At 71.2% G+C, this 6,292-nt stretch carries 6 protein-coding genes; 3 read left to right on the top strand and 3 right to left on the bottom strand.

All coding sequences use genetic code 11. The features are described from left to right. The first annotated feature begins 447 nt into the window (after positions 1–447). The gene (locus ACESL7_RS11610) at positions 448–1,083 is read left to right on the top strand and encodes a cation diffusion facilitator family transporter (RefSeq protein WP_372893485.1); all 636 of its coding nucleotides are present in this window, start codon (positions 448–450) and stop codon (positions 1,081–1,083) included. A 27-nt stretch (positions 1,084–1,110) separates the two neighbouring features. On the opposite strand, the gene ACESL7_RS11615 is transcribed toward ACESL7_RS11610, so the two are convergent. Together ACESL7_RS11615 and ACESL7_RS11620 are read right to left on the bottom strand one after the other, a co-directional pair. Continuing rightward, entirely contained in the window at positions 1,111–2,067 is a 957-nt protein-coding gene (locus tag ACESL7_RS11615) for an anti-sigma factor family protein (protein WP_372893486.1), read from the bottom strand. A gap of 1 nt (position 2,068) precedes the next feature. Then, positions 2,069–2,572 (bottom strand): RNA polymerase sigma factor, encoded by a 504-nt coding sequence (locus ACESL7_RS11620; RefSeq protein ID WP_372893487.1) that lies wholly within the window; start codon positions 2,570–2,572, stop codon positions 2,069–2,071. Positions 2,573–2,760: 188 nt separating this feature from the next. Between ACESL7_RS11620 and ACESL7_RS11625 the strand changes: the two genes are divergently transcribed. Both ACESL7_RS11625 and ACESL7_RS11630 read left to right on the top strand, forming a co-directional pair. Further along, positions 2,761–3,165 carry a DUF4168 domain-containing protein gene (locus tag ACESL7_RS11625; protein ID WP_372893488.1) on the top strand — a complete coding sequence of 135 codons (405 nt, stop codon included), beginning with the start codon at positions 2,761–2,763 and terminating at the stop codon, positions 3,163–3,165. A gap of 638 nt (positions 3,166–3,803) precedes the next feature. Beyond that, positions 3,804–4,286 carry a PRC-barrel domain-containing protein gene (locus tag ACESL7_RS11630; protein ID WP_372893489.1) on the top strand — a complete coding sequence of 161 codons (483 nt, stop codon included), beginning with the start codon at positions 3,804–3,806 and terminating at the stop codon, positions 4,284–4,286. A gap of 657 nt (positions 4,287–4,943) precedes the next feature. Here the strand turns inward: ACESL7_RS11630 and ACESL7_RS11635 are convergent. After that, complete coding sequence (locus ACESL7_RS11635; RefSeq protein ID WP_372893490.1) at positions 4,944–6,128, bottom strand: aspartate aminotransferase family protein; 1,185 nt, start codon at positions 6,126–6,128, stop codon at positions 4,944–4,946. Positions 6,129–6,292: the final 164 nt, after the last annotated feature.

A 6,292-nucleotide genomic window follows, 5' to 3' on the forward strand; every position in this document is an offset into this window, starting at 1 on the left:
GTGTTCGGACACCGTGGACTGCGCCAGGCCGACGGCGCCCACGATGTCGCCGCCGATGCAGCCGGGCGTGGCGAGCAGCAGCCGCAGGATGCGCAGCCGTGCCGGATGCGCGAGCGCCTTGGCGAGATCGGCGATCTGAATATCCGGATCGTGCATGTGGGCCCTCGTTTCGTAAATCGTCGATAAACGATCAGACATGCGACTGCAAGGCCGCTCCGACGCGCTTGTCCGCCATGAAACGGCTTTGGCGGCGCCTGTGCGCCACGGGGTCGACACTGCGTGCCGCTTGTGCCGAGGTGTCACATGCCGGCGCTGCGTGGGGTGCCGCTCCGCGCGCGCCGCATTGACGATCCGGCCTCCGTGCGGTTGTCTCGACCCTATGCCCTTGCGCCGCGACCCACGGGGACGCGGCGCCCCGGTGTCGCGACGGTCCGAAGGGGAGGCCACATGGCCGAGTGCGGTTGTACACCCGTCACGCCCGAAACGGCGGAGCAACGCAGGACGCTCAAGCTGGCCCTCGCGCTCAATGCGGTGATGTTCGTCGTGGAGACCACCTCGGGGATCATCGGGCATTCCACGGGGTTGATCGCGGACGGGCTCGACATGCTCGCCGATGCCGCCGCCTACGCCGTCGCGCTTCTGGCCATCGGGCGAAGCGGCGTGTTCAAGTCGAACGCGGCCATGGCGAGTGGCATCCTCCTCCTGGTCCTCGGCTGTGCCGTTCTGCTCGACGTCGTCCGGCGCGCGATCTCGGGGGAGCCGCCCGAAGGGCTGCTGATGGTGGTCGTCGCCTCCGTCGCGCTTGTGGTGAACGCCACGGTGCTGAAGCTCCTCGGCAGGTACCGCGACGGGGAGGTTCACCTGCGCGCGACATGGATATTCACCCGCGCCGACCTGATCGCCAACGTGGCAGTGATCGCCTCGGGGATCGCCGTTCTCGTGACGGAGATCCGTGCGCTCGACCTGATCGTCGGCGCAGGCATCGGCCTCTACGTTATCCGCGAGGCCTTCGAGATCCTTGCGGACGCGCGCGCCTCGCGCGCGGCGGAGCAGGGCGCGGCAGCCGATCCCGAAAGCCCGTGACCCTCGCGTCGTTCCTTGCGGGAGCGTTCACTCCGGCGCGACCGCTGGCAGGGGAGCCGCCTCCATGCTGCCGGCCCCCCGGGCGCCGCTGTCGCCAAGCGATTCGGCCGTGCCACGGGCGCCTGTGTCGCCGAGCGTGTCGGCGAGGACGCCGGCGGGCGGCGTGTCCAGAGGCCGGAAATCGGGTTCGATGGCCGCCGGCGGAGCGGTCGTCTCGTCCTGCATCGCCTTCCGGACGCGTTCGGCCAGCCGCCGCGCCTGTTCCTGTGGCAGGCGTGTCGCGATCGAAGAGGCGAGAGGCCCGTCGTGCCAGTATGCCAGGGTCACGCCGTCGCGTTCCTCGTCCACGATCGGACCGGGCCGGTTCTCCCAGCGCGGGGCGATGAAGAGGCTGAAGCCCGTGCCGTCCTCTGCGGCGTAGTCGAGCGCCACGATCTGATCGTCGCCCTCGCGCAGCGCGCGTTTCTCCACGAGAGCGAAGCCCTCCGACGAGAGGTCCGGTGCAGACAGCCGGATCGCCACGTCCTCCGCGCCCCAGTCGAGGCCGGGCGCCACGACCTGCCTCGCCGTGCCGGTCGTCGAGGCCGCGGGATCGGAGCCGCGCAGCACGAACTGGCGATAGCTTTCGTCGAGGAGGGCCTGCCGGGACGAGTCGCCACCCTCCTGGCCGAGGAACCAGCCGCCGACCCCCGCCGCGACGGCCACGATCCCGGCCGCGGCGCGCCGCATCACCGGCCGCGACCGCGGGCGGTCCATGTCCCGGACGACGGCTTGGAGCCGTTCGGGCACGGGCTCGGCCAGCTTGCCGGCGTAGGCCGCGCGCAGGGCGGCCGTCTGGGCGCGGTAGTCCGCGAGGCGTGCAGCGGCCCCGGGGCAGCGCGCGACGGCCGCCTCCACATCGGCCTTGCGTGCCGGATCGTCGTCGAGGCGACCGTCCGCCAGCGCGAGAAGATCGAGGTCGTCGAGGGTGTCTGGGTCGGTCATGTCACTTCACCTGGCGAACAGGGGGCTCGGACGTGTCGAAGGTCTCGCGCAGGCGCTCGCGCCCCCGCGACAGCCTCGACCGGAGCGTGCCCACGGGAATGTCGAGCGCGGCGGCGGCCTCGTCGTAGGACAGGCCCTCGACCGCCGTCAGCGCGATGGCGGCGCGCTGCTCGGCCGGAAGCGCCTGCATCGCCGTGACGATGTCGCGCTGCAGAAGGCCCGCCTCGGGCGACTCGGGCGCGACGGGTTCCGGCGCGTCGTCCAGGTCGATCTCGCGCGCCCGGCGCTGTCGCCGCGGAGTCTGATTGAGAAAGACGTTGTAGAGCATGCGATAGAGCCAGCCGCGCAGGCTGCCGTGTCGTTTCCAGAGGTGGCGCTTGCGGATCGCCCGTTCGAGCGTGTCCTGCACCAGATCGTCGGCCGCGGCGGGATCCCGCGTCAGCGCAAGGGCGTAGCGCCGCAAGCGCGGGATCTCGCGTGCGATCAGCCATTTGGTTTCCTGCATCCTCTCCCCCGGCCGTCTGCGCCGCTCTGTGTGGACAGCCGCACGGCACGGAAAGTTCCCCCGCCTGGCCGTCCGGAGATTTTTTTTCGCCGGCGCGGAACCGAAGCGGACCCGGGCCTGTCCTGTTCACCGGGTCGGACAGGGCGCATCGCGTCACGGCCGGCGAACCAAACGGAGGAAGGAAAGTCATGTCTTACACCCGGAACATCAAGGCGTTTCTCGCCGGAACGGGCATTGTCGCCGCAATGGGCGCCCTGCCGGTCGTGGCCGTCGCCGGCGACGCCGCGTCGGAGCAGGCGCCGCTCGTGCTGGCTCAGGCCGCCGAGATCGACGATGCGACCATCGAGGCCTTCGCGGCCGCGCAGGTCCGCGTCGAGGAGATCCGGAACAGCTACATGGAACAGTATCAGGCGGCCGAGAGCGACGAGCAGCGCCAGCAGATCAACGAGGCCGCGACGGAGGAGATGGTCGAGGCCGTGCGCGACACGCCGAACCTGACGGTCGAGGAATACGACGCGGTCATCGAGGCCGCGAACGAGGATCCCTCGATCGCGGAGCGCGTCAACGAGGCTCTGTCGGAGTCGCCGACCTGAGACCCGAACCGTAGCTTGTCGGGGCCGTGCGCCACGCGCGTGCCGGACCCCGCGCAGGCCTCATGCGTCACACGGCAGATTTCGACGGAGGCGACCGGGATGCACATCCGCAAACTTCCCCCGTCGGTCGGGCATTCCGGTTCGGGACGAGCTGTTCCGGCCTCTGGCGGATCTGCCCGCGGCACCACCGTCTTCCCGGTGCCGCACCTGTCGCGGGAGGCGGGCCCGGAGGCGACTCCGGGTCCGCGCCCGCGGCACTTTTTTCCGGCGTCCCGGGTGGGTCCGGGGCCCGCAACGGGGGCACGGCATGGTTTTCGCCGTCACCCGGACGCCGGCGTCTGTACCTCCCTGTCGAACTTCGCGCGCGATGGATTCGGTCCATCGCGCGCGCCTTTTCCGGGGCGGGATCTGAGGGCAGACCCTGCATGCAGGGTCCGAAAGGCCGCGGTCCACCGCCGGCGTCCACGGCCCCAAGTCGGGGCGGTCTCCGGCGAAGGTCCGCCGATGCCGGCCTGGTTTCCGAACCGGATCGGACCGGACGCGTTTTCTTTGCGCGGTGTGCGGAGGGGCACCTGAGGCAGCACCTCCGGCGCCCCGATTGACGACCACGATCCAAGACAGCCTTGAAAGGAAAGACGATGTTCAGACCCATGCTGATTGCGGCCATCGCCGCACCCCTCGTTGCGCTTCCCGCGATCGCGCAGGACGCGGAAGAGGTGATCGTGGAAAGCCAGGGCGGATCGGAGGTCCGCGGCGACTGGATGCTGGGCGCGCGGGTGACCACGCCGGACGGTGCCTCCATCGGCTCCATCGAGGACCTGATCCTCGACCTCGAGGAGGGGACGGTCAACGCTGCCGTCGTCTCGGTCGGCGGGTTTCTCGGCTTCGGCTCCAAGGAGATCGCGGTGGACTGGTCGGAGCTCGAAATCGACTATGACGGCAACGAGATCACGCTCGGAATTACCCGGGAAGAGGCCGAGGAGGCGCCGGATTACGTTTTCCGAAACCAGGAGCCCGCGCCGATGCCGGAGGCCGAAACCGGTACTGGCACAGGGACCGGTACTGGGACCGGCACGGGAACCGGCACGGGCGGCACCGGCACGGGCGGCATGAGCGAGTAACCCCTCAGACGGCTGCCGCATGACCTGACCTGGCGGCATGGGGCATGGATATGACCGCCTCCCACGCCATCGCTGTGCCGTGGGGGGCGGCTGCGTCTTCATGACAGCAGTCGGTGCGCCGACGGTTGCCACGTCCTTCCGGCCTGGCGAAATGCGTCGGTCGACGGCAAGGCGTCCAGATCATGCGAGGTGTCGGACGAAGGATGCTCAGGGCGCGCACACGCCCCTCCGGCCTGCGGCGGCCATGACGCCGCCCGAGCCGACCGAGTGCGCGGCGATGCGCCCCGCGCGCCCTGAGCGGCACGCGCCGGCGCCGGGAGAGCCGCGGCAGGGAGGGCATCGGTGGGGTCCCCCGGCTGTCGTCGCAGTGGAGTTCCTGCGTCGGTGATGACGCCATCGCACGCACGGGGTCGAAGCCCCACCTTGCAGGCCCGATCCGCGCCCGTGATGGCGCCTTGCGCGCCGGTCGGCCGGCCGCCCTTCGCCGTTATCCGGACGCGGCGACATCGGTGCGCCGCTCTCCTTGCCGGGGCGGGAGGCGTCGAGCGGGCACCCGCACATGCCATGCGTCACCCGCGATCGCGCTCTCGGCCGCGGGCCGGGTAGTGGTGCACCGCCCCCGGACGGCAGGGGCGGTTCCCTCGGAAAACTTCCCGCTCAGGCGGCCTGCGCCGCGGCGCGGGCGGTGGCGGCGGCGCGGTCAAGGCGGCAGAGGGCCTCTTCGGCCTCTGCCGCGCTCAGCGTGAGCGGCGGCAGCAGGCGCAGGACGTTGTCGGCCGCCGGCACGGTGATCACCGCCTCGGCGAAGCCCGCCTTCATCACCTCCGCCGCGGGCAGGCGGCACCGGAGTCCGAGCATCAGGCCGCGGCCGCGCACCTCCTCGAAGACCTGCGGGTGTGCGGCGACGAGGCGTTCGAGCCCGGTGCGGAGGTCGGCGCCGCGGCTGCGCACCTGCCCGAGGAAGGCCGGGTCGGCCACGATCTCCATGACCTTGAGCCCGACCGCGCAGGCGAGCGGGTTGCCGCCGTAGGTGGCGCCGTGGGTCCCCGCGGTCATGGCCGCGCCGGCGCGTTCGCTCGCCAGCACCGCGCCCAGCGGGAAGCCGCCGCCGATCCCCTTGGCGACCATCATGATGTCGGGCGCGACGCCGGCCCATTCGTGGGCGAAGAGCTTGCCGGTCCGGCCCATGCCGCACTGCACCTCGTCGAGGATCAGGAGCGCGCCGGTCGCGTCACAGAGCTCACGCAGGCCGGCGAGGCAGGGGTCGGGCAGCGCGCGGATACCGCCCTCGCCCTGCACGGGCTCGATCAGCACGGCGGCGGTGCGCTCGGTCACGGCGGCGCGCAGGGCCTCGTGATCGCCCCAGGGCACATGGACGAAACCGGGCATCAGCGGCCCGAAGCCCGCGGTCATCTTCTCGGAGCCGGCCGCCGCGATGGCAGCGGTGGACCGGCCGTGGAAGGCCCCGCCGAAGGTGACGATCTCGTGCCGGGCCTCGCCTGCGGCGTGCCAGTGCCGGCGCGCCATCTTGACCGCGAGTTCGAGGGACTCGGTGCCCGAGTTCGTGAAGAACACCGTGTCGGCGAAGGTCTCGGCCACCAGCCGGTCGGCGAGCGCCTCCTGCTCCGGGATGCGGTAGAGGTTGGAAACGTGCCAGAGCCGGTCGGCCTGTGCTTTGAGCGCCTCGACGAGCGCGGGATGCGCGTGGCCGAGCGCGTTCACGGCGATACCTGCGCCCATGTCGAGAAAGCGTCGCCCGTCCGCCTCGGTCAGCCAGGCGCCTTCCCCGGAGACGAAGGTGAGCGGCGCGCGGTTGTAGGTCGGCAGAACGGACGGGATCATGGCTCGGTCCTCTGGAGTAGGTCCCTTGGGTGCCCCAGGGGCAGGGACAAGTCAACGTCGGGAAAATGACGCGCGCACATGCGGCGCGGCCGGGTCAGCGGCGTCGGCGCCGCGGCGCGGGATGGATGTCGTTGCGCGTCATGGCCGGCTTGTAGCGCGCCAGG

This window comes from Rhodosalinus sp. (assembly GCF_041685465.1).
GTDB lineage: Bacteria > Pseudomonadota > Alphaproteobacteria > Rhodobacterales > Rhodobacteraceae > Rhodosalinus.

What these genes read in the sequence shown, in the direction of transcription:
- ACESL7_RS11610 (WP_372893485.1), top strand. Translation starts at nt 448, where the DNA reads ATGGCCGAGTGCGGTTGTACACCCGTCACGCCCGAAACGGCGGAGCAA.
- ACESL7_RS11615 (WP_372893486.1), bottom strand. Translation starts at nt 2,067, where the DNA reads ATGACCGACCCAGACACCCTCGACGACCTCGATCTTCTCGCGCTGGCG.
- ACESL7_RS11620 (WP_372893487.1), bottom strand. Translation starts at nt 2,572, where the DNA reads ATGCAGGAAACCAAATGGCTGATCGCACGCGAGATCCCGCGCTTGCGG.
- ACESL7_RS11625 (WP_372893488.1), top strand. Translation starts at nt 2,761, where the DNA reads ATGTCTTACACCCGGAACATCAAGGCGTTTCTCGCCGGAACGGGCATT.
- ACESL7_RS11630 (WP_372893489.1), top strand. Translation starts at nt 3,804, where the DNA reads ATGTTCAGACCCATGCTGATTGCGGCCATCGCCGCACCCCTCGTTGCG.
- ACESL7_RS11635 (WP_372893490.1), bottom strand. Translation starts at nt 6,128, where the DNA reads ATGATCCCGTCCGTTCTGCCGACCTACAACCGCGCGCCGCTCACCTTC.